Here is a 20495-nt window from a genome sequence, read left to right as displayed (position 1 = left end):
GCAGCTGGTGCTGACCGGTGTCGGCCGGTCGGCGGTGGCGTTGCTGCTCGCGGTACCGGCCGGGGTCCTGGCCGACCGGGTCAGTCGCAAGTGGTCGCTGGTCGTGTCTTACGCGCTGACGGGTCCGGCGATGATGGCGACCAGGCTGGTCGGCGGTTTCGGGGCGCCGCTGGCCACGCCATTGCGGTGGGGCCTGGCGTGGACGTTCGCGAGCGGCGCGGACGTGGCCTGGATCAGCGACGAGCTCGCGACCGGCTCGGTCGCGCTCGTGCTGGTCGACGCCGGGCCGCCGGGTGACCCGGTGGTGTGGTTCACGGGGCTGGGGGTGCCGATGTGACTGCCCGGCGTGCTCGCGCTGCGTCTCGTGCAGCCGGACGTCGACGGCCCGGCCGCGGTGCGGCGCCGGGGGCGGGGCCCCATCGGCGCTGCTGACCGGCGCCGCCTTCCTCGCCGCGGCGATCATGGTCGTGCGCGCGGCGTGACGTCGAGCCGGTCAGTGCTTGTGCTGGACGAGCTGGATGAGGTTGCCGCAGGTGTCGTCGAGCACGGCCAGGACGATCGGGCCCAGGTCGGTGGGCTCCTGGGTGAACACCACACCCCGCTCACGCAGCCGCGCGAACTCCGCGGCGACGTCCTTCACCGCGAACGACGCGGCGGGGATGCCGTCGGCGACCAGCCCCTCTTTGTAGGGCCGCACGACCGGGTGCCCCGACGGCTCGAGCAGCAGCTCGGGTCCGTCGGGCTGCTCGGGGGAGACCACGGTGAGCCACCGGTCGTCGCCGAGCGGGACGTCCTCCTTCTTCCGGAACCCGAGGACGTCGGTGTAGAAGGTCAGCGCCGTGGCCTGGTCGTCCACGAAGACGTTCGTGAGGTGGATCCGCATCGCTTACTCCTGGTCGGTGAGCGGCCACCGCTCGACGATGGCCCGCAGGGGAGAGGTGTCGAGCCGGTGGTACTTGTACCGGCCCGCGCGCCTGGTGGTGACGAGTCCGGCCTCCTCCAGAACGTCGAGATGCTGCGAGATCGCCTGCCGGGACGAGCTCAGGCCGTGCTTCATCGTGAGCCGGCCGCAGAGCTCGAACAGCGTCTGATCATCGCGTTCGCGCAGTTCGTCGAGGATCGTGCGGCGGGTCGGGTCGGCCAGCGCCTTGAACACGTCCGCCATGCCGGAACGATAGGCAAGTACAGACTTGCCTGTCAATCGGGACCGTGACGCGGCATGGGGAAGCTCGACGGCAAGGTCGCGTTCATCACCGGTGCCGCACGGGGGCAGGGCCGCAGTCACGCGGTCCGGCTCGCCGAGGAGGGCGCGGACGTCGTCGCGGTCGATCTCTGCGGCCAGATCCGCACGGTGGGGTATCCGATGGCTCGGCCCGACGACCTGGCCGAAACGGTCCGGCTGGTCGAAGCGCTCGACCGGCGCATCGTCGCGCGGCCGGCCGACGTGCGTGACCTGACCGCGCTGAAAGCCGCGGTGAGCGAGGGTGAGGCCGCGCTCGGACCGGTCGACGTCATCGACGTGAACCGGATCGGCGTCCGGAACACCGATGGGGTTGAGGGGCACCGGCTCGGGCGGCGGCCCGGGTGGTGTCGCGTACGCGGCCGCCAAGCACGGCGTCGTCGGGTTGATGCGGACGTTCACCAACTGGCTGAGCCCGCAGGGCATCCGGGTCAACTCGATCCATCCGACCGGGGTGAACACGCCGATGATCCTGAACGACGCGGTCGCCGCGTTCCTCGCCGAGAACCACGACGGCAGCGACACGATGACGAACCTCATGCCGGTCGACATGATCGAGCCGATCGACGTCAGCAACGCGGTGGCCTGGCTGGTCAGCGACGACGCCCGCTACGTCACGGGGGTGACGCTCCCGGTGGACGCCGGCTTCACCGCGAAGTAGGGCTCACGACGGCATCCGGTCGACGACGTACTCGGCGATCGCCAGCGAGGACGTCGCCGCCGGGGAGGGGGCGTTGCGCACCGCGGTGACCGGGCCGAGCGTGCTGATGCGGAAATCGTCGACGAGCGACCCGTCCCGGTCGACGGCCTGCGCACGCACCCCGGCCGGGGCCGGCACCAGGTCGGCGGCCGACAACGCGGGCACGTAGTCGCGGGCCGCCGCCGCGAACGCCCGCTTCGAGACCGACCCCCGGATCTCGCGCACCCCCGCGCGCCAGTGCTTCGCGGCCAGCCGGCGGAACCCCGGCCAGGCCAGCGTCCGGCCGAGGTCGCGCAGGTCGACGTCCCGGCGCCGGTAGCCTTCGCGCGCGGTGGCGAGCACGGCGTTGGGACCGACGTCGACCGTGCCGTCCACGCGTGGGGTCAGGTGCACGCCGAGGAACGGGTACGCCGGGTCCGGCACCGGATAGACCAGGCCGCGGACCAGGTCCGGGCGCGTCAGCCGGTAGTACTCCCCGCGGAACGGCACGATCGCCGGGCCCGCGTCGTCGCCGGCCAGTCGCGCGACGACGTCGGACTGCAGCCCGGCGCAGAGCACGAGCCGGTCGAGCACCTCCCCGCGCACCCGCAGCCGGTCGCCGACCGGCTCGATCGCGGTGACCGGCGCGCCGTAGCGCACCTCTCCGCCCGCGGCCGTGAGGTCGGCCGCCAGCGCCCGCGCCACGGCCACGTAGTCGACGATCGCGGTCGTCGGCGAGTGCAGCGCCGCCGCGCCGACGACGTGCGGCTCGATCTCCCGCAGCTCGGGCGCCGACAGCCACCGCACCCCCGGGACGCCGTTGGCGTGCGATCGCTCCTCGAGTCCTTTCAGCCGCACCACCTCGGTCTCGTCGCGCGCCACCACGACCTTGCCGATCTCCCGGTAGACCAGCTCGTGCCCGGCACAGAACTCCTTGAGCAGGCCCACCCCGCGTCGGCAGAGCGTCGCTTTCAGCGACCCGGGCGGGTAGTAGATCCCGGCGTGCACGACGCCGGAGTTGTGTCCCGTCTGGTGCCGGGCCAGGTCCGCTTCCTTCTCGAAGACGACGACGTCCGCACCGCGCCCCGCCAGCCGGCGAGCGATCGCCAGCCCGACGATGCCCGCCCCCACGACCCCGATCCGTGTTGTGCTCACCCCCGGATCATCCCGCCCGGCGCGGGTCCACGCCCGTCCCGCCGGGCCCCGGCCGGGCTGAACGCCGGCGCGCTACGCGGGCAGGACGAGCGCCGCCCAGACCAGCAGCGGTCCCACCAGCACCACGATCACGCTGTAGGTGAGGATCTGGCGGTAGAAGCGGGCCTCCGGGACCGCTTCCGGACGGTTGGCGAGGATCAGCGCGCCGTTGGTGGAGAACGGGCTGACGTCGACGATCGTCGACGAGATCGCGAGCGCGGCGACGAACAGCGCCGCGTTGATCCCGCCGTCGACGACGAGCGGCACTCCGATCGGGATGATCACCGGCAGGAGCGCGGTCGACGACGCGAACGCCGACACGACGCCGCCGACGTAACAGAGCACGAGCGCGCCGATCGCCACGGCGCCGAGCCCGGCCGCCCACTTCCCGACGAACTCCGGCGAGCCGGCCTCGTTGAGGATCGCCGCGTACGTGCTGACACCGGCGACGAGCAGCACGGTCGGCCAGGCGACCTGCTTGACCGCGTCGCGGTGCTGGGTGGGGGAGAGCATCGCGAGCACGACCGCGGCGGTGATCGCCACGAACCCGATGTTCTTGTCGAAGACCAGCGCCACGATCGCCACCAGCGCGAACGCGACGAGCGTCAGGACGTGGTCCCGGCGGCCACCGGTGCGCTCCCCACCCGCGGCCTCCGCCGCCGCCCCGGTGCCGCCGGTCTCGGCGGTCCGCGGCCGCGTCACCCCGTCCCGCTCGGCCCCGCCGCCGTCCGCCCCGTCGTCCGGCGGATCGTCCGCGGCGCGACCCGTTCCCGCGCCGCCTCCGGCGGTCCCACCGGAGACCGGCCGGTCCCCGCCGGACCCGGCCGCCCGCGCGTCTCCGGAGAGGGAGGGCGCCGTCGCGCCGACGGCCTCGGGCGTCTCCTCGGTGTGGTCCGGGGCCACCCGGCGGCGCAGGAGACCCCGGCCGAACAGCGCGAACAGGATCGCGGCCATCACCAGGTTGATCGCGAGGCTCGCGAGGAACACCGTCATCTCGCCGGTCGGGAGGTTCGCCTCCTCCATCACCGAGTTGGTGATCGTCCCGTAGATGCTGATCGGCGAGAAGCCCCCGCCCTGCGCGCCGTGCACGACGAACATGCCCATCATCAACGGGTTGATCCCGTACCGGCCGGCGAACCCGAGCGCGATCGGGCCGATGATCGCGCACGCCGCCGGGCTGGCCGCGCCGATCGCGGTGAGCACCGCGGTCACCGCGAACATCACCCACGGGATGAGCGCGACCCGCCCGCCGACGGCACGCACCGCGGAGTTCACGATCACGTCCACGGTGCCGTTGTTGCGCGCCACCGCGAAGAGGTACGTCACGCCGATGAGCGTCAAAATCAGGTCACCGCTGACCCCGGCGAGGATCTCCTTCTCGTCCAGTCCCAGCGAGTACATCCCGACGAGCCACGCGGCCACGTACGCCAGCGCGCCCATGTTGATCGGTAACGCGGTACCCGCGACGAACAGCGCGATCAGCGCGAGAATCGCCACCCATTCCGGTCCCATGACACACCTCCCGGTCGATGTGTCCAGGTTAGAGTGACTAGGGTCACTTAGATATGCTGCTGCGGTGAACTCACCGGTCGAGTACGCGCTGGTGCTGTTCGCCGGGCTCGGGTCCGGGCTGCTGATCTCCACCGTCGGGTTCGCGTCGCTGCTGAGCTTCCCGGTGCTGCTGGCGGTCGGGCTCCCGCCGGTCGTCGCGAACGTCTCGAACACGATCGGGCTGACGCCGGCCGGGCTCAGCGGCTCGTTCGGCTACCGCCGCGAACTGCGCGAACAGCCGCTGGTGACGACGGTCGTGCTGGTGACCTGCGCGGGCGGCGCGGTGCTCGGCGTGGTGCTGCTGCTGGCCCTGCCGCCCGGGGTGTTCGCCGCCGTGGTTCCGTACCTGATCCTGGTGACCTGCCTGCTCGTCGGTGCGCAGCCGTTCCTCTCGAAGCGGCTGCGCCGTCGTGAGCGCGGCGGGGCCCGGCTCTCCGCCGTCACGACCGCGGCGTGCGTCGTCGTCGGTGTGTACGGCGGGTACTTCGGTGGCGGGTCGGGCGTGATGATGATGGCCGTGCTCGGGTTCGGCGCCGACCTTCCGATGCGCGTGGTGAACGCGCTGAAGACGCTCTCGATCGCGGCCGGGAACGTCGTCGCGTCGGTGCTGTTCGTCGTGGTCGCCGACGTGAACTGGGCCGCGGCGGGGTTGCTCGCGCTCGGCTCGGCGGGCGGCGGCTACGTCGGCGCCCTGATCGGCCGCCGCCTCCCGGCCACCCTCCTGCGGGTCCTGATCGTGCTGGCCGGCATCACCGCCGCCGTCACCATGCTCCTCTGAACCCCGGCCGCGCCCCTGGGCCGGGGCTCCGGCGGCCCGGGGACGCCGGTGGACCCCTCAGGCCGCGGCCGCGGTGAGGACGAGCTCGGCCCCGATCGCCTCGGCGGCCACCGCGGCAGCCTCGGCCTCACCCTGCAGACGCGACCGCGCGTCCCCCGGCACCGCCGCGCCGGAGCGGGCGGCGTCCTCGACCGACGCGGCCAGCCGGGAGAGCCGCATCGCCCCCACGTTCGACGCCATTCCTTTGAGGCTGTGCGCGGCGGTCGCCAGCGCCGTCCCGTCCCCGGCCCCCAGCGCCGACTCGACGCTCTCCAGCGCGCCGGGCAGCCGCTGCACGAACGAGGTGAACATCCGCCCGATCATCGCCCGCTCGTCCGCGTCCGAGTCCGGCTCGATCAGGTCCTCCAGCCGCCCCCGCATGTCCGACGTGTTCTGAATCCCGGCGTCGTCGCCTTCGGTGGCGGTGGCGGTGGCGACGGCGACCGCGGCCTCCACCGCGGGCGCCGGAGTGCCGCTGCCCACCGCGGCCAGCGCCGCGGCCAGATCGGCGGCGCGGACCGGCTTGGGCAGATACGAGTCCATGCCCGCCGCCCGGCACGCGGCCTCGTCCTCCACCAGCACGCTCGCGGTCATCGCGATGATGTGCGGCTGCCGCTCGGCCGGCACCTGCGCCCGGATCCGGCGGGTGGCCTCCAGCCCGTCCAGCACCGGCATCTGCACGTCCATGAGCACCGCGTCGTACTGGGTGCGTGCCAACGCCTCCACCGCCTCCTGCCCGTTGCCGACGGTGTCGATCCGGTGCCCCAGCTTTGCCACGATGAACTGCGCGACCTGCTGGTTGATCGGGTTGTCCTCGGCGAGCAACACGCGCAGCCGCCGGGTGGCGACCGGCGCCTCGGCCCGGTCGGTCGACCGCCGTCCGGCGTCGGCGTACCCGGGGTCGAGCAGCCGGCCCAGCGTCGAGGCCAGCTGCACCGGGCGCAGCGGCTTGGTGAGCACGGCGGCGAACAGCCCGTCGCCGGTGAGGTCCGGCTGCCCGGTGGCGCCCGCGAGCAGCACCAGCGGCAGCTCGCGCCCGGCCGGCAGGGCACGCATCCGGCGCGCCAGCCGCACCCCGTCGGTGCCGGGCAGGCTCGCGTCGACGAGCGCGGCGTCGTAGCCGATGCCGTCGGTGAGCGCCAGCACGGCGGCTTCGGCCGAGTCGGCCTCGCTCCAGCGCACCCCCCAGGACGCCAGGCGGGCGGCGACGATCCGGCGCACGGTCGGGTTGTCGTCGACGATGAGCACGGACTTCCCGGCGAGCGCGGCCGGCGCCGCGGTGCTCCGGCGGTCGGCGTGGGCGGTCAGGCCGACCGTGAACGTGAACGTGGTGCCGACCCCGACCTCACTGGTCACCCGCAGGTCGCCGCCCATCGCCGAGACCAGGCGCCGGCTGATCGCCAGGCCCAGCCCGGTGCCGCCGTACACCCGGGTCGTCGACGCGTCGACCTGGCTGAACTCCCGGAACAGGCGGTCCATCCGGTCGGCCGGGATCCCGATGCCGGTGTCCCGGACGCTGATCTCCAGCTCGAGAGCGCCGCCCGGCCCCCGGTGCCCGTCGACGGACACCGCGATCTCGCCGCGCTCGGTGAACTTCACCGCGTTCGACAGCAGGTTGACGAGCACCTGGCGCAGCCGCGTCACGTCGCCGCTCAGGAACGTGGGGCAGTCGTCGGCGAGCGAGCCGACCAGCTCCAGCCCCTTGGCGTGCGCGGGCAGGGCGACCAGGCTCAGCGCGGTGTCGAGGCACTCCTGCAGGTCGAACCGGGTGTTCTCGAGGCCGAGTTCACCGGCCTCGATCTTCGAGAAGTCGAGGATGTCGTTGATGATCGCGAGCAGCGACTCGCCGCTGTCGCGCACGGTCTCGGCCAGCCGCCGCTGGTCGGCGCCCAGCTCGCTGTCCAGGAGCAGCCCGGTCATGCCGATCACGGCGTTCATCGGGGTGCGGATCTCGTGGCTCATCGTCGCGAGGAACGCCGACTTGGCCGCGGTGGCCGCGATCGCCTCGTCGCGGGCGGCGGAGATCGCGTCCACCGACGCGTTGATCGCCTCGGCCGCGCGGCGCAGCTCGACCGGGCCGGTCGGGTGGACCCGCTGCCCCAGGTCACCGGCGCTGACCTGGTCGGCCGCCGCGGTGATCCGGCGGACCGGCGACGTCAGCGACCGGGTCACCCAGGCCGCGACGCCGACCATCACCAGCGCGGCGAACCCCGAGCCCCACAGCAGCAGCGACTGGGTGGCGGCGGCACCGGCGGCCCGCGCGGCCCGGTTGGTGGCGAGCACGGAGCGCTCGTGGCGTTCGAGGCCGGCGAGGATCGACTGGATCCGGTCCATCTCCTGGTCGCCGCGGTCGGTGAGCACGACGCGCTGGGCGGCGGCGAAGCCCTCGGTGCGCCGCAGCGCGACGGTCTCGGCGAGCTCGGCGAGCTTGCCCGCCACGACCGGGCGCAGGTCGGTGAGGGCCCGTCGGGCCACCGCGTCGCCGGCGGCGGCCGACGCCAGCCCGCTCATCGTCGCGGTGACCTCGCGCACCGCGCTCGCGTACGGCGCCAGGTAGGAGTCCCGGCCGGTCAGCAGGTAGCCGCGCTGGCCGCGCTCGGCGTCCTGCAGCTGGGCCCGGAGCGCGGCGATGCGGTCGAGCACGTGGTAGCTGTGCTCGACCGAGGCCTGGGTGTGGCTCATCGTCTCGATCCGGACGTAGCCGCTGCCCCCGAGGACGGCGGTGACGAGCATCGCGAGGACGTAGCCGAAGGCCACCAGTCGTCCGACGGTCCACCTGGCCATGCCCACCCCGATTCCCGCGCTCGGATCCCGACGGCTCGATCATCGACGGCCCGGGGTGCCGAGGAGCTTTGCTTCGGGTGCGGCGCGGGTGTCACCGGCCCCACGTCGACGGCCGCTCCCGGGCTGCACCCGTTTCGCAACTTTTCCGAGACTGTGCCGGGCCAAAATCGGGATGAAGCGTCAAAAGGAGTGCCATATGGGTGCCGTCGTAATCGCGGAAGACGACCCGGACATCCGGGCGATGATCACCGAGAAGCTGTCCCGGGCCGGGCATCAGGTGACGGCGGCCGAGGACGGCGCGGCCGCGATCGTCGCGGTGAAACGGTCGGTACCGGACGTCGTGGTGCTCGACATGCAGATGCCCGGCCTGTCGGGCCTCGACGTCGTCCGGTTGATCCGGGCCGACCCGTCGACGGCCAAGGTGCCGGTCATCATGGTGACGTCCCACAGCCAGCCGCAGTACATCGGTGAGAGCTTCAACTCCGGCGCCGACGACTTCCTGGCCAAGCCGTTCAGCCCCCGGGAGCTGGCGGCGCGCATCGACTCGCTGATGAACGGCTCCCCGGGCGTCGACGACGACCAGCTCATCGGGGCGCCCGCCCCGGGTTCCGTGGCGACCCCGGTGCCGATGGCGGTTCCGGTACCCGGCGCCCCACCGGCCGAACGGGCCGTGCCCGCACCGCCGTCCGAGCGGTCGGTTCCGGCTCCGGTGGCCGAGACGGTCGCGGCGGCGCTGGTGGCGACCGAGGAGGCCGAGGCGAAGGTGGGTCGGCGCCGCTTCTTCCGGCTCCTCACGTCCGACAACTGACGTACGCCTGGGATCCTGGAGGGATGGGTGCTCCGCACACGAGCGTGCCGCGCTGGCCGACCACCGATCCCGGGATCGACGAGAGCGGCCGCGCGTACGCGGTGATGGCCTTCGGCGGGGACGCCGCCGGGGTCGCCGCCGGCTGGTGCGAGCGGATCCGCGCCCTGGCCCGCCCGCTCTGGGTCCGGCGCTGCGACCGGGCCGACGACGACGCGCTGGCCGCGCTCGCCGGGCGGCTGCGGGTCGTGACCGTCGGCTGGCGTCTCCTGCTGGCCGGCCCGGAGATCGACGTGCTGCGCGCGCACGCGGTGGCGCTGGACGGCGGCGCGCTCGACGCCGAGCTGCGGATCCTGGTGACCGACGACCGGCGCCGCCGGGTCCGCTGCGCCCACTGCACCGCGACCACCGAGGCCGACGTGCGCCCCGACGAGCAGCTGCGCTGCGCCGGGTGCGCCCGCACGCTCGTGGTGCACGCCCACGTCTCCCGGGTCCACGCCGCCTACCTGGGCTCGGCCGGGTGAGCGTGCTCGACCTGGTCGTCCGGCGCACCACCGGGCTCGCCGACGGCATCCGCGAGCTGGCCCTGACCGCCGCGGACGGGCGTCCGCTCCCGCCGCACCCGGCCGGGAGCCACCTGGTGCTGGAGTGCGGCCCCGCCCGCAACGCCTACTCGCTGACCAACGACGGCACCGCGCCGGGGGAGTACACGATCGCCGTGCTGCGACGCGGCGGCGGGTCGGCGTACCTGCACGGCCTCGCGCCCGGCGACCGGGTCACCGCGTCCCGCCCGCGCAGCGCGTTCGCCCCGGTGCGCACCGCGCGCAAGCACCTCCTGATCGCCGGCGGGATCGGCGTCACCCCGATGGTCGCCCACGTCCGCGACGCCCGGCGCCGCCGGCGGGACGTCGAGCTGATCTACGTGCACCGCCCGCACGCGGGGGCCTTCGCCGCGGAGCTGGCCGACACGCTCGGGCCGCGTCTGCACCGGGTCACCGGGCGCGCGGAGTTCCTCGGGGTGCTGGCCGGCGCGCTCACCGGCCAGCCGCTCGGCACGCACCTCTACGTCTGCGGCCCGGGCGGGCTCACCGACCGGGTGCTCGGCGACGCCGCCGGCGCCGGGTGGGTGCCGCAACGCCTGCACCTCGAACGGTTCGTGCCCGCCGCGCTCGACCCCGGGGCCCGGTTCGTCGCGCGCCTGGCCCGTTCCGGGCGCGACGTGGTCGTGCCCCCCGGGACCAGCCTGCTCGACGCGCTCGAGCGCGCCGGGGTCGCGGTGCCCAACCTGTGCCGCCAGGGCATCTGCGGCGAGTGCCTGACCCCGGTGCTGGCCGGTACGCCGCTGCACCGCGACGAGTACCTGGACGAGCGCGAACGCGCCGCCGGCACCGCGGTCATGTGCTGCGTCTCCCGCAGCGAGACCGACACTCTGGAGCTGGACCTCTAACCGTGAACGTCAGCGTCAGACCCGGAACGCGCCGACGAGCTGCTGGAGATCGTTGCTCATCCGGGACAGGTCGGCGGTGGCCCGCGCCGACTCGGTGACGCCCTGGCCGGTGATCTCGGCGGCCTCGGCGACCCCGCTGATGTTCGCGGTGATCTCGCCGACGCCGTCGGAGGCGCCGGCCACGTTCCGGTTCATCTCGCCGGTCGTCGCGGCCTGCTCCTCGACCGCCGCGGCGATCGTCACCTGGTAGTCGTTGATCCGGCCGATGACGTCGCGGATCGCGTCCAGCGCGCCCACCGCGGTCTGGCTGTCGGCCTGGATCGCCTCCACCCGCGCCGCGATGTCCTCGGTGGCCTTCGCGGTCTCCTGGGCCAGGTCCTTCACCTCGTTCGCGACGACCGCGAAGCCCTTCCCGGACTCGCCGGCCCTGGCGGCCTCGATCGTGGCGTTGAGCGCGAGCAGGTTGGTCTGCTCGGCGATCGAGGTGATGACCTTCACCACGTTGCCGATCTCGATCGACGAGTCGCCGAGCTTGTGCATCGTCGAGTTGGTCGACTCGGCGGCCTGCACGGCCTCGGCGGCGACCGTCGCGGCCTCGTTCGCGCTCTCCGAGATCTGCTGGATCGCCGCGCTCATCTCCTCCGAGCCGGCCGCGACCGTCTGCACGTTCATCGCCACCTGTTCGGCGGCCCGCACGACGGCCTGCGCCTGCGCGGAGGTCTCCTCGGCGCTGTGGGCGATCTGCACACCCGAGGCGGTCAGCTGCTCGGCCGCGGCGGCCAGCGCCTGCGCCGACTCGCCGGCCGCGCCGACGAGTTTGCGGACCGAGCCCATCGCGGTGTTCAGCGACACGTTCATCTCGCCGATCTCGTCGTCGCCGACGTCCTCGACGGTGCGGGTCAGGTCGTTCGCCGCCACCGCGCTGAGCACGGCCGACGTGCGGGCCAGCGCGGAGAGGATCGAGCGGATGACGAGCGCGCAGACGACGAGCGTCACGACGGCGATCAGCGCCGCCAGACCGAGCGAGAGCCACAGCGCGGTGCGGGCGGCGGACTTGGCGTCGGTGTTCTGCGCGTCGAGGAAGTCCGCGTTGATGTCCTCGAGCTTGGTGAGGTCGGCGAACATCTTGTCCTCGATCGGGCCGAGCACCGAGTCCGAGACCTCGGAGGCCCGGGTCCGGTCGCCCTGCGCGACCAGGGCGGCCACCTGCTGGCCGGCCGCGTCGTACTGCGTTTCGAGCTCGCGCAGCCCCGCGATCACCTCGACCTCGGTGTCGGTGTTCTCGAGCTTCGCGTACTGCTCCAGGAACGCCTTGTACTCGGCCCCGTCCTTCTTCCACTCGGTGACCAACTCGGTGTTCCCACCGGCGACGTAACTGGCCAGGTCGTCGGCCTGACCGGTCTTGGACACCTCCATCTCGAGCGCGAGCCGCACCGACGGATAGTTGTTGTCGGCGATCTCAGTCAGCGCGGCGCTCGACTGGTGACCGGTGTAGTACTGCACCCCGGCCATGGCCGCGACTCCGACGAGCGCGACCGCGCCCATACCGACGAGCTTCCGCTTGATCGTCCAGCGCACTATCGCCACCCCATCCCCGCGTCGCGGACCCCGGTGCCTCATCGGCGGGCGGTGGCGGGAGCTGAGGCGTTCAGGCGCGGGTGGCGGTCAGCCCCAGGCGCTCGGCCGTGCGTCCCAGCGAGGCGACGACCTCGTCGGGGGAGCGGTCGGGCAGCCCCCAGATCGCGTCGGTGACGCCGGCGTCGGCCCAGGAGCCGAGCAGCTCCGGCGTGGGGCGCGCGGTCGCGAGCACGTGGATCTGGGGCTCGCCGGACCGTCCGGCGGCCGCCCAGGCGCTCCGGAGCGCGTCGGTCTTCTCGCCCAGGCCGGTCTCGGTCGGCGTGGTCATCCAGCCGTCCGCGGTACGGGCGATCCAGGCGAACGTCTTCGGGCCGCCACCGGCGCCGATGATCAGCGGAACGTGCGGCTGCACCGGCTTCGGGTACGCCCACGAGGGGCCGAACGCGACGTACTCGCCCTGGTACTCGGCGACCTCCTGGGTCCAGAGCGCGCGCATCGCCTCCACGTACTCGCGGAGCACGGTGCGCCGGCGCGGGGAGTCGACCCGGTGGTCGCCGAGTTCGTCGGTGTTCCAGCCGAACCCGGCGCCGAGCGTCACCCGGCCGCCGGAGAGGTGGTCGAGCGTGGCGATCGTCTTCGCGAGCGTGATCGGGTCGGACTCGACCGGGAGCGCGACCGCGGTCGCGAGCCGGATCCGGGTCGTGACCTGGGCGGCGGTCGCGAGCGCCACCCAGGGGTCGAGCGTGCGCGAGTAGCGGTCGTCGGGCAGCGCGGCGCCCCCGGTGCCGGGGTGCGGGGCCTCCCGGCGGACCGGGATGTGGGTGTGCTCGGGCACGTAGAACGCGTCGAAACCGGCGTCCTCGGCCGCCCGCGCCGCGTCGGCCGGCCGGATCCCCCGGTCGCTGGCGAACAGCACGACCCCGTGCCTCATGCGCACCTCCACGTCGAATTAGAACGTGTTCTAGCGTAGGGGTGCCGACGGTCAGCGTTCGTCGTTTCCGACGATCGGGTTGCGGAGCACGCCGATCCGCTCCACCTCCACCTCCACGACGTCGCCGGGGTGCAGGAGCCACTGGGGGTCGCGGGCGTAGCCGACGCCCGACGGGGTGCCGGTGGCCAGCAGGTCACCGGGGTGCAGCGTGAACGTGTGCGAGATGAGCGAGAGCGTGTCGCCGACGGTGTACACCATCTCGTCGGTGCGCCCGTCCTGCACGGTCTCGCCGTTGACCCGGGTCCGCACGCGCAGCCCGTCGCGCAGGTCACCGACCTCGGCGGCCGGGACGAGCGGCCCGAGCGGCCCGGACCGGTCGCCGTTCTTGCCCAGGATCCACTGCGACGTGAGCTTCTGCGCCGTGCGCGCGGTGAGGTCGTTGAACGCCGAGTAGCCGACGACGGCGGCCAGCGCGGTGTCCGGGTCGGCGTCGGCCAGACGCGAGCCGACCCAGGCCACGACCTCGCCCTCCCAGTCGATCCCCGGCTCGTTCGACGGCACCGGCACCGAGGCCCCGTCCACGGTGAGCGACCGGGTCCAGCGGGCGAACAGCGTCGGGTGCGGCGGCACGCCCTCGGCGGCGAACGTGCCCTCCGCGACGTGCTTGACGTAGTTCAGCCCGATGCAGATCACCCGCGCGCCCGGGAGCACGGGCGGTACCAGCTCGACGTCCGTCCGGGCCAGCCGGTCACCGGCCGGCGGGCGGGCGATCAGCCGCGCGGCGTCGGCCCAGAAATCGTCGAGCGCGGCCACCACGGACACGGCCGAACCGTCCTCGGAGAGGTCGGCCACCTCGACCGGTGACGTGCTGCTGCGGCGGATCCCGACGATCTTCACGGTCACTCCCAGATGTGCTGCGGCGAGAACCCCATTCAAGGGCACGGGCACACTGGGTGTCATGAGAGCCGTGGTGTACAGCAGGACCGGTGATCCCTCCGTGCTCGAACTGGTCGACCGACCGGTGCCGGAGCCGGGCGAGGGCGAGGTGCGGATCCGGGTGGCGTTCTCGGGCGTGAACCCGACCGACTGGAAGTCCCGGGCCCGCCCCGGCGACCTGCCGTTCCCCGAGATCGTGCCCAACCAGGACGGGTCGGGCGTGATCGACGCGGTCGGCCCCGGCGTGTCCGGTTTGAGCGTGGGTGACCACGTCTGGACCTACCTGTCGGCCCACCAGCGGCCCGGCGGCACCGCGGCCGAGTACACGGTGCAGCCCGTGGAGCACGTCGTCCGGCTGCCGGACGGCGCGAGCCTGGAGCTGGGCGCCTCGCTGGGTGTACCCGCGATGACCGCGCACCGGGCGCTGACCGTGGCCGAGCACGGCCCGTCCCGGCTCGGGCCGGGGGCACTGGACGGCCGGGTCGTGCTGGTCGCCGGGGGAGCGGGCGCGGTCGGGCACGCGGCGATCCAGCTCGCGCGGTGGGCCGGCGCGACCGTGGTCACCACGATCAGCGGCCCCGAGAAGGCGGAGCTGGCCACCGCGGCCGGGGCGCACCACGTCGTCAACTACCGGGAGCAGGACGCGGCCGCCGAGATCCGGCGGCTCGCACCCGGCGGCGTCGACCAGGTGGTGGAGGTGTCCCCGGCCCGCAACGCCGCGCTCAACCAGGCGGTGCTGGCCAACCACGGCACGGTCGCGGTCTACGCGAACGACGGCGGCGACGAGCTGACGCTGAACGTCATCGGGCACTTCGCGGCGAACGTGCGCTACCAGTTCCTGCTGCTCTACACCGTGGGGCAGCCCGCGCTGGACGCGGCGGCCGAGGACATCACCCGGGCGGTGGCCGACGGCGCGCTGCCGGTGGGCACCGAGCACGGCCTGCCGATCCTGCGATACCCGCTCGCGTCGGCCGGTGACGCCCACGCGGCGGTGGCCGGCGGCGCCGTCGGGAAGGTGCTGATCGAGATCTGACAGACTCGGCCGCGTGGCGCCGCGTCGCGGGCGCGTACTTCATGGAGATCCTCGACGGCACGGTGATCGCCCCGGCCGCCCCGAGCATCGCGGCCGACTTCGGGGTGGCCCCGGTCGACGTCAACGAGGCGATCACCGCGTACGCGCTGATCACCGCGATCCCGTTCCTGCTGCCGCTCTTCCTCCAGGTGGGGTTCGGCTGGTCGGCGAGCCGGGCCGGGCTGCCCCGCCCCGCCGGTGATGCCCTGACCGGCCGCTGATCTGCCGTACTCTCGACCTCATGGTCGTGCTGCTGCTGGCTGCTGCCGTCGAGGTCGTGGCGATCGTCTGGGTCGGGCGGAGCGTGAAGGTGCCACCGAACCAGGCGCCGCTCCGCTAGTTCACCAGCGGCCGCAGGGTCCGGCCGGCCAGGGCGACCGCGCCGGGGCGGTGGCCGATCAGGGGCATGTTGATCGTCAGCCCGGTGATGCCCGGGTCGAGAACCTCCTTCTGCAGCACCGTGGCCACCTCGTCCGGCGTCCCGCAGATCATCCGGGCCCGTGCCCGCGGCGACACGCCCTCGAGCAGCGCCTCGAGCTCCGCCGACGTCTCGGCCACCACCACGGAGGTCAGGAAGCTGGTCGGCAGCGTCGCGGGGTCCCGCCCGGCCTCCTCGCAGCGCTGGCGCAGCGCCGCGACCTTGCGGGGGATGTCCTCCCGGGCGCAGATGACGTTGAGGTGGTCGGCGAACAGCGCCGCCAGCCGGAACGTCTTCTTCTCTCCGGAGCCGCCGAGCATGATCGGGATCGTCGGGCGCACCCGTGGGTTGTTCATCGCGTTCGTCACCGTGTACCACTTGCCGGAGAACGACGGCGCCTCTCCGCGCAGCATCGGCGCGACGATGGTCAGCGACTCCTCGAGCTTCTCGAACCGGTCGGTGAACGTCCCGAACTCGTACCCGAAGTCGTCGTGTTCGCGCTCGAACCAGCCCGCGCCGATACCGAGGATCGCGCGCCCCTTCGACACGACGTCGAGCGTCGTCACGGTCTTGGCGAGCATCGGCGGGTTGCGGTAGGTGTTGCCGGTGACCAGCGCCGAGAGCCGCACGGTCGACGTCGCTCCGGCCAGCGCGCCGAGCGCGGTGTAGCACTCCAGCATCGGCCGGTCCGGCGAGCCGAGCCCCGGCAGCTGGTAGAAGTGGTCCATCACCAGCACGGTGTCGAACCCGGACGCCTCGGCCTCCTTCGCCTGCGCGATCACCACGTCGAACAGCTCGTCGTCCGGCGTGTCCGGGTAGCTGTAGTTCGGAATCTGGTAGCCCAGGCGAATCGTCATGCCCCTATTAGAACGCGTTACAGTACCGAAATGATCGACTCCGAGTTCATCACCTGGAACGCGCCCGACGGTGACAACCCGGCCCGGGCGGCGTCGCAACGCTCCTACGACGCGGTCGGCCGCAAGGCCAAAGAGGAGTGGCTCGCGCTCTTCGCCGACCACGCGGTCCTGGAGGACCCGGTCGGACCGTCCTTCTTCGACCCCGAGGCCAAGGGCCACCGCGGCCGCGACGGTGTCGCCGCGTTCTGGGACCTGGCGATCGGGCCGGTGAAGAGCTTCCACTTCACCGTGCACGACTCGTTCGCCAACGGTCCGCACTGCGCGAACGTCGCCACGTTCACCACCGAGATGGCCGACGGCAGCGTCGCCGACACCGAGCTCGTGAGCGTCTACCGGCTCGACGGGTCCGGCCGCATCGAGCTGATGCGTGCCTACTGGGAGGTCGAGCGCACGCTCGCGAGCATCCGGACTCCTTGACCCCGTCGCCCACCCGGTTCTACTCTCCGCCAAACGAGAACGCGTTCCAATGACGGGAGGCGTCCGATGGCCGGGTCCGATCGCCCCGAGCGGGCAACCAAGACAATGACCACCACGATCACCGACCTGGCCGATCTGCGGCGCCGCCTCACCGGCTGGCTCACCGCGGTCACCGGCGGCCAGGCCGACATCGGCGAGATCCACCGCCCGGCCGAGAACGGCCTGTCGAGCGTCTCGCTCCTGCTCGACGCGTCCTGGCTGGCCGACGGTCGGCCGGTGCGCCGCGGGCTGGTCGTCCGGATCCCCCCGGACACCAGCGCCTACCCCGTGTTCCCCGCCTACGACCTGCGGCGCCAGTACGACGTGATCTCCGCCGTCGCCCGGCACACCGACGTCCCGGTGCCGCCGCTGCACTGGTTCGAGGAATCACCCGACGTGCTCGGCTCGCCGTTCCTGGTCATGGAACGCATCGACGGCCGGATCCCCACCGACAACCCACCGTACGTGTTCGGCGGCTGGCTGCTCGAGGCCGCACCCGACGACCAGCGGGCGCTGCAGGACGGCGTCGTGCGCGCGCTCGCCGGCATCCACCGCACCCCGCGCCCGGCGGCGCTCGAGGCGGAGGCCGGCGCCGACCCGCTGCGCACGCTCGTCGACGCCCAGCGCGAGTACTACCGGTGGAGCCACCGCGAGGACGGCCTGCGGATCCCGGTGATCGAGGACACGTTCGACTGGCTGGAACAGCACTGGCCGGCCGAGACCGGTGAGCCGGTGCTCTGCTGGGGCGACGCCCGCCCGGGCAACGTCATCTTCGACGGGTTCCGGCCGGTCGCGGTGCTCGACTGGGAAATGTGCTGCGTCGGCCCCCGCGAGGTCGACCTCTCCTGGCTGGTGTTCCTGCACCGCTTCTTCCAGGACATCGCGGAGATCTTCGAGACGCCGGGCATCCCCGGCCTGTTCCGCGTCTCCGACGTCGTCGGCACCTATCAGGAGGCCTCCGGGGAGACCGTCCGCGACTTCGACTTCTACCTCGTGTTCGCGGCGCTGCGTCACGCCATCGTGATGAGCCGCATCAAACGCCGGATGATCCACTTCGGGGAGGATCCCGTGCCACCCACGCCCGACGAGTACGTCATGTTCGCCCCGCTGCTGCGGTCCATGCTCGAGGGCCGCGCGGGATGGATGAGCGAATGAAACCGACGCCGCTCGACGAGTACCCGATCCACCAGGCGCCGCTGCCGATCGCGCGCGCCGCGACCAGCGACCGCAACTTCTACGACCGCTGCTACTTCCTCGCTCACGACCGCACCGGCGACATCGCGCTGATCACCGGGCTCGGCACCTACCCGCACCTGGGCGTCGTCGACGCGTTCGCGCTGGCCCGGCGGGGCGATGTGCACTACTCGGTGAAGTTCTCCGACGCGCTCGAGGCCCGCGGGCTCGACCAGCGCGTCGGGCCGTACCGGGTCGAGGTGGTGGACCCGCTCCAGCGCGTCCGCCTGATCTGCGACGCCGCCGATCAGGGCGTCGGTTTCGACCTCACCTGGGAGGGTTCGTTCCCGGCGGTGCTGGAGCAGTCGCACCTGATGTACAGCGGCCCGCGGGTCACGCTCGACGCGAACCGGTTCGCGCAGGTCGGCACGTGGAGCGGCCGGCTCGTCGTCGACGGCACCGAGTACGACGTCGACCCGGACGTCTGGCTGGGCAGCCGGGACCGGTCCTGGGGCATCCGGCCGGTCGGCGAGTCGATCCCGCCCGGTCGTCCGCTCGACGACCCCAACGAGGGCCTCTGGTGGCTCTACGTCCCGCTGCGCTTCGACGACTTCGCGGTCGTCGTCATCGTGCAGGAGACGCCGGACGGCTACCGCACGCTCAACGACGCCACCCGTGTGTTCCCGGACGGGCGGGTCGAGCAGCTCGGCTGGCCGCGCATCGAGATCAGCTACACCAGCGGCACGCGGGTGCCGACCGGCGCCCGCCTGCACTGCACCACACCCGACGGCAAGCCGCTGACCGTCGAGGTCGAGTCGCTCGGCGGTATCCCGCTGCACGTCGGCGCCGGGTACGGCGGCGACCCGGACTGGACGCACGGCACCTGGCACGGCCGGGAGTGGTCACGCGCGGACCGCTACGACATGAGTGACCCGGCCAACGCGGGCCGCGTGCCGTGGGGCGTCGTCGACCACCCGGCCCGCGCCACCTGCGACGGCCAGGTCGGCTGGGGGCTGTTCGAGCACGCCAGCATCGGCCGCCACGACCCGTCCGGCTTCACCGACTTCGGCTCGGTCGCCCCGTAGGCCGTCCTGCGAACCTCGCCGGACACGGTCTAGGCGTGCACGTCGAGTTCCCGGTGGGTCACGGCGTACGGGAAGTACAGGCGCACCGACGTCCGCCCGGCGGCGGTGCGGGTGAGGAGCACGTCCGCGAGCTGGCGGGCGAGCCACAGCCCGATCCCGTCGCCGGGGCCGCCGGGCGGGCGGTACCCGGCGTCGGCCGGTAGCGCCCGGCCGCCGTGGTCGTCGATCTGGACGATCAGCGTCTTGTCGTGGTGCCAGGCGCGGACCCGGACCGGCGGGCGCCCGTGACGCAGGCCGTTCGTGATCACCTCGTTCGCCGCCGAGGTCACCTGGTCGGCGGCGGCGTCGGCGAACCCGAACTCCACCGCCCAGGCCCACAGCCCCACCCGGCAGCCGGTGAGCTCGCCCAGGCCGGTGACCGCGAAGTCCAGGTCGCTGACGTCGGGCTCCGGTGACATCGCGACCTCGGCGCGGCCGCTCAGGTACTCGGCGGCCGGGACGAACGTCCGGTTCTCCCGGCGGCCCTCGGCGGTCAGCTCGTGGTCGTGGATGCTGCGGACGCCTTCGATGACGAGCGTCGGGTGACGCCGGCTGTCCCAGATGCAGGTGACCGGGCAGCCGTACCCGGCGTACACGTCGTTGCACATGGCCTCGTAGCTCAGGTAGGCCGCGACGCGGTCCACCGGGGCCTCGAGGTCGGTCGCGACGTCGGGCTCGGCGATCACGTGGACGGTGCGCCCCTGCGCGTGCTGGGCCCGCAGGTAGTGGCGGAAACCGGCGAACGCGAAGCCGAGCCGCCCGTAGAACGCGTCCGCGACGCCCCACTCGACCCCGTCGGCGTCCGGCCCGAGCCGCGTCCGCAGGACGTGTTCGGTGCCGGGGTTGACGATCACCAGGACGTTCTGGCGCGCCGCGACGTGCCGGCGCAGCACCGGGACCAGGAGGCGCTCGACGGTGTCGTCGGAGTCGACGATGAGCGCCGCGTGGTCGAACCGGCCCGGCGCGTCGGTGCTCACGGGCGGGGTCCGTCGAGTTCCAGCCCGGCGACCGCCGGGAGGTCGCAGACCTCGAGCACCCGCCGGACCGGGGACGAGCAGCTGACCCGGACCACGTGGCCCCGCCCGGCCGCGACCGCGCCGATCTCCAGCGGCACACGCACGCCGGCCACGCCGAAGAACGTCACCCCGGTCAGGTCGAGGACCGTGACGCCGTCCTCCAGTGCCACGCCCAGTGCCGCCGCGTTCGCCTGGTCGATCTCGCCGGACACCGCGAGCCGGTGACCGGACCGGACCGGCCCGCACCGGACCGGGCCCGCCGAACGCCCCGTCTGCATTGACCTACCACCATCGCTCGGACGACACGACACATCGCGATCCCGGAATCATCGGTCAGCATGCCACTACCGCGAGTGA

At 73.1% G+C, this 20495-nt stretch carries 21 protein-coding genes and 1 pseudogene; 11 read left to right on the top strand and 11 right to left on the bottom strand.

The window, feature by feature from the left end:
- Positions 1-7: 7 nt before the first annotated feature.
- Complete coding sequence (locus tag CRYAR_RS22805; protein WP_035855095.1) at positions 8-337, top strand: hypothetical protein; 330 nt, start codon at positions 8-10, stop codon at positions 335-337.
- A 156-nt stretch (positions 338-493) separates the two neighbouring features.
- On the opposite strand, the gene CRYAR_RS22800 is transcribed toward CRYAR_RS22805, so the two are convergent.
- Together CRYAR_RS22800 and CRYAR_RS50875 are read right to left on the bottom strand one after the other, a co-directional pair.
- Positions 494-883, bottom strand: coding sequence for a VOC family protein (locus CRYAR_RS22800; RefSeq protein WP_035855093.1), 390 nt, complete (start codon positions 881-883; stop codon positions 494-496).
- Between the two features lie 3 nt (positions 884-886).
- Positions 887-1165 carry a metalloregulator ArsR/SmtB family transcription factor gene (locus CRYAR_RS50875; protein ID WP_035855091.1) on the bottom strand — a complete coding sequence of 93 codons (279 nt, stop codon included), beginning with the start codon at positions 1163-1165 and terminating at the stop codon, positions 887-889.
- A 54-nt stretch (positions 1166-1219) separates the two neighbouring features.
- Between CRYAR_RS50875 and CRYAR_RS50870 the strand changes: the two are divergent.
- Positions 1220-1901 (top strand): annotated as a pseudogene (locus CRYAR_RS50870) (mycofactocin-coupled SDR family oxidoreductase).
- A gap of 3 nt (positions 1902-1904) precedes the next feature.
- Here the strand turns inward: CRYAR_RS50870 and lhgO are convergent.
- Together lhgO and CRYAR_RS22780 are read right to left on the bottom strand one after the other, a co-directional pair.
- On the bottom strand, positions 1905-3074 hold the full coding sequence (gene lhgO / locus CRYAR_RS22785; RefSeq protein ID WP_035855090.1) for an L-2-hydroxyglutarate oxidase: 1170 nt from the start codon (positions 3072-3074) through the stop codon (positions 1905-1907).
- 72 nt (positions 3075-3146) lie between these two features.
- Positions 3147-4625 (bottom strand): SLC13 family permease, encoded by a 1479-nt coding sequence (locus CRYAR_RS22780; RefSeq protein ID WP_035855088.1) that lies wholly within the window; start codon positions 4623-4625, stop codon positions 3147-3149.
- Positions 4626-4689: 64 nt separating this feature from the next.
- On the opposite strand from CRYAR_RS22780, the gene CRYAR_RS22775 reads away from it, so the two are divergent.
- Positions 4690-5442, top strand: a complete 753-nt coding sequence (locus CRYAR_RS22775) for a sulfite exporter TauE/SafE family protein (RefSeq protein WP_035855086.1) — start codon at positions 4690-4692, stop codon at positions 5440-5442.
- A 57-nt stretch (positions 5443-5499) separates the two neighbouring features.
- Here the strand turns inward: CRYAR_RS22775 and CRYAR_RS43465 are convergent, their stop codons facing one another.
- A complete protein-coding gene (locus CRYAR_RS43465; RefSeq protein WP_051570813.1) occupies positions 5500-8265 on the bottom strand; it encodes a hybrid sensor histidine kinase/response regulator in 2766 nt (921 codons plus the stop codon).
- Between the two features lie 196 nt (positions 8266-8461).
- On the opposite strand from CRYAR_RS43465, the gene CRYAR_RS44605 reads away from it, so the two are divergent.
- Genes CRYAR_RS44605 through CRYAR_RS22755 form a run of 3 tightly spaced genes read left to right on the top strand, consistent with a single transcriptional unit; the run spans position 8462 to position 10517 of the window.
- On the top strand, positions 8462-9073 hold the full coding sequence (locus tag CRYAR_RS44605; RefSeq protein WP_063725749.1) for a response regulator transcription factor: 612 nt from the start codon (positions 8462-8464) through the stop codon (positions 9071-9073).
- 23 nt (positions 9074-9096) lie between these two features.
- Positions 9097-9594, top strand: coding sequence for a dimethylamine monooxygenase subunit DmmA family protein (locus CRYAR_RS22760; protein WP_035855085.1), 498 nt, complete (start codon positions 9097-9099; stop codon positions 9592-9594).
- Complete coding sequence (locus CRYAR_RS22755; RefSeq protein ID WP_051570812.1) at positions 9591-10517, top strand: PDR/VanB family oxidoreductase; 927 nt, start codon at positions 9591-9593, stop codon at positions 10515-10517. The genes CRYAR_RS22760 and CRYAR_RS22755 overlap by 4 nt, the downstream gene beginning before the upstream one ends.
- A 15-nt stretch (positions 10518-10532) precedes the next feature.
- Here CRYAR_RS22755 and CRYAR_RS22750 read toward each other — a convergent pair whose 3' ends face one another.
- The 3 genes from CRYAR_RS22750 to CRYAR_RS22740 all read right to left on the bottom strand — a co-directional run bounded on the left by CRYAR_RS22750 (position 10533) and on the right by CRYAR_RS22740 (position 13923).
- The gene (locus tag CRYAR_RS22750) at positions 10533-12095 is read right to left on the bottom strand and encodes a methyl-accepting chemotaxis protein (protein WP_169745075.1); all 1563 of its coding nucleotides are present in this window, start codon (positions 12093-12095) and stop codon (positions 10533-10535) included.
- Between the two features lie 70 nt (positions 12096-12165).
- A complete protein-coding gene (locus tag CRYAR_RS22745; RefSeq protein WP_035865892.1) occupies positions 12166-13026 on the bottom strand; it encodes an LLM class F420-dependent oxidoreductase in 861 nt (286 codons plus the stop codon).
- A gap of 51 nt (positions 13027-13077) precedes the next feature.
- Positions 13078-13923, bottom strand: coding sequence for a fumarylacetoacetate hydrolase family protein (locus CRYAR_RS22740; protein WP_035865889.1), 846 nt, complete (start codon positions 13921-13923; stop codon positions 13078-13080).
- A gap of 61 nt (positions 13924-13984) precedes the next feature.
- Between CRYAR_RS22740 and CRYAR_RS22735 the strand changes: the two genes are divergently transcribed.
- Both CRYAR_RS22735 and CRYAR_RS47500 read left to right on the top strand, forming a co-directional pair.
- Positions 13985-14995: an NADPH:quinone reductase gene (locus tag CRYAR_RS22735; protein WP_035855082.1), complete on the top strand. Its 1011-nt coding sequence runs from the start codon at positions 13985-13987 to the stop codon at positions 14993-14995.
- A 41-nt stretch (positions 14996-15036) separates the two neighbouring features.
- A complete protein-coding gene (locus CRYAR_RS47500; protein WP_035855080.1) occupies positions 15037-15255 on the top strand; it encodes a hypothetical protein in 219 nt (72 codons plus the stop codon).
- A 115-nt stretch (positions 15256-15370) separates the two neighbouring features.
- Here the strand turns inward: CRYAR_RS47500 and CRYAR_RS22725 are convergent, their stop codons facing one another.
- Positions 15371-16309, bottom strand: coding sequence for an LLM class F420-dependent oxidoreductase (locus CRYAR_RS22725; protein ID WP_035855078.1), 939 nt, complete (start codon positions 16307-16309; stop codon positions 15371-15373).
- A 30-nt stretch (positions 16310-16339) separates the two neighbouring features.
- Here CRYAR_RS22725 and CRYAR_RS22720 point away from each other — a divergent pair, with 30 nt between their 5' ends.
- The 3 genes from CRYAR_RS22720 to CRYAR_RS22710 all read left to right on the top strand — a co-directional run bounded on the left by CRYAR_RS22720 (position 16340) and on the right by CRYAR_RS22710 (position 19083).
- The gene (locus CRYAR_RS22720) at positions 16340-16786 is read left to right on the top strand and encodes a nuclear transport factor 2 family protein (RefSeq protein WP_051570811.1); all 447 of its coding nucleotides are present in this window, start codon (positions 16340-16342) and stop codon (positions 16784-16786) included.
- A 105-nt stretch (positions 16787-16891) separates the two neighbouring features.
- Positions 16892-17980, top strand: coding sequence for a phosphotransferase family protein (locus CRYAR_RS22715; RefSeq protein WP_211247590.1), 1089 nt, complete (start codon positions 16892-16894; stop codon positions 17978-17980).
- The gene (locus tag CRYAR_RS22710; RefSeq protein WP_035855076.1) at positions 17977-19083 is read left to right on the top strand and encodes an Rv3169 family protein; all 1107 of its coding nucleotides are present in this window, start codon (positions 17977-17979) and stop codon (positions 19081-19083) included. Before CRYAR_RS22715 ends, CRYAR_RS22710 begins: the two co-directional genes overlap by 4 nt.
- Before the next feature lie 29 nt (positions 19084-19112).
- Here the strand turns inward: CRYAR_RS22710 and CRYAR_RS22705 are convergent, their stop codons facing one another.
- Together CRYAR_RS22705 and CRYAR_RS48165 are read right to left on the bottom strand one after the other, a co-directional pair.
- Entirely contained in the window at positions 19113-20099 is a 987-nt protein-coding gene (locus CRYAR_RS22705; protein WP_035855075.1) for a sensor histidine kinase, read from the bottom strand.
- The gene (locus CRYAR_RS48165) at positions 20096-20416 is read right to left on the bottom strand and encodes an STAS domain-containing protein (protein WP_035855074.1); all 321 of its coding nucleotides are present in this window, start codon (positions 20414-20416) and stop codon (positions 20096-20098) included. The genes CRYAR_RS22705 and CRYAR_RS48165 overlap by 4 nt, the downstream gene beginning before the upstream one ends.
- Positions 20417-20495 lie beyond the last annotated feature (79 nt).

Source organism: Cryptosporangium arvum DSM 44712 (assembly GCF_000585375.1).
GTDB classification, from domain to species: Bacteria; Actinomycetota; Actinomycetes; order Mycobacteriales; family Cryptosporangiaceae; genus Cryptosporangium; species Cryptosporangium arvum.
The sequence above is the reverse complement of the archived record's forward strand: the minus strand, read 5'-3'. Positions and strand labels throughout refer to the sequence as shown.

What these genes read in the sequence shown, in the direction of transcription:
- CRYAR_RS22800 (WP_035855093.1), bottom strand. Translation starts at nt 883, where the DNA reads ATGCGGATCCACCTCACGAACGTCTTCGTGGACGACCAGGCCACGGCG.
- CRYAR_RS50875 (WP_035855091.1), bottom strand. Translation starts at nt 1,165, where the DNA reads ATGGCGGACGTGTTCAAGGCGCTGGCCGACCCGACCCGCCGCACGATC.
- CRYAR_RS22780 (WP_035855088.1), bottom strand. Translation starts at nt 4,625, where the DNA reads ATGGGACCGGAATGGGTGGCGATTCTCGCGCTGATCGCGCTGTTCGTC.
- CRYAR_RS43465 (WP_051570813.1), bottom strand. Translation starts at nt 8,265, where the DNA reads ATGGCCAGGTGGACCGTCGGACGACTGGTGGCCTTCGGCTACGTCCTC.
- CRYAR_RS44605 (WP_063725749.1), top strand. Translation starts at nt 8,462, where the DNA reads ATGGGTGCCGTCGTAATCGCGGAAGACGACCCGGACATCCGGGCGATG.
- CRYAR_RS22760 (WP_035855085.1), top strand. Translation starts at nt 9,097, where the DNA reads ATGGGTGCTCCGCACACGAGCGTGCCGCGCTGGCCGACCACCGATCCC.
- CRYAR_RS22745 (WP_035865892.1), bottom strand. Translation starts at nt 13,026, where the DNA reads ATGAGGCACGGGGTCGTGCTGTTCGCCAGCGACCGGGGGATCCGGCCG.
- CRYAR_RS22735 (WP_035855082.1), top strand. Translation starts at nt 13,985, where the DNA reads ATGAGAGCCGTGGTGTACAGCAGGACCGGTGATCCCTCCGTGCTCGAA.
- CRYAR_RS47500 (WP_035855080.1), top strand. Translation starts at nt 15,037, where the DNA reads ATGGAGATCCTCGACGGCACGGTGATCGCCCCGGCCGCCCCGAGCATC.
- CRYAR_RS22725 (WP_035855078.1), bottom strand. Translation starts at nt 16,309, where the DNA reads ATGACGATTCGCCTGGGCTACCAGATTCCGAACTACAGCTACCCGGAC.
- CRYAR_RS22720 (WP_051570811.1), top strand. Translation starts at nt 16,340, where the DNA reads ATGATCGACTCCGAGTTCATCACCTGGAACGCGCCCGACGGTGACAAC.
- CRYAR_RS22715 (WP_211247590.1), top strand. Translation starts at nt 16,892, where the DNA reads ATGACCACCACGATCACCGACCTGGCCGATCTGCGGCGCCGCCTCACC.
- CRYAR_RS22710 (WP_035855076.1), top strand. Translation starts at nt 17,977, where the DNA reads ATGAAACCGACGCCGCTCGACGAGTACCCGATCCACCAGGCGCCGCTG.
- CRYAR_RS48165 (WP_035855074.1), bottom strand. Translation starts at nt 20,416, where the DNA reads ATGCAGACGGGGCGTTCGGCGGGCCCGGTCCGGTGCGGGCCGGTCCGG.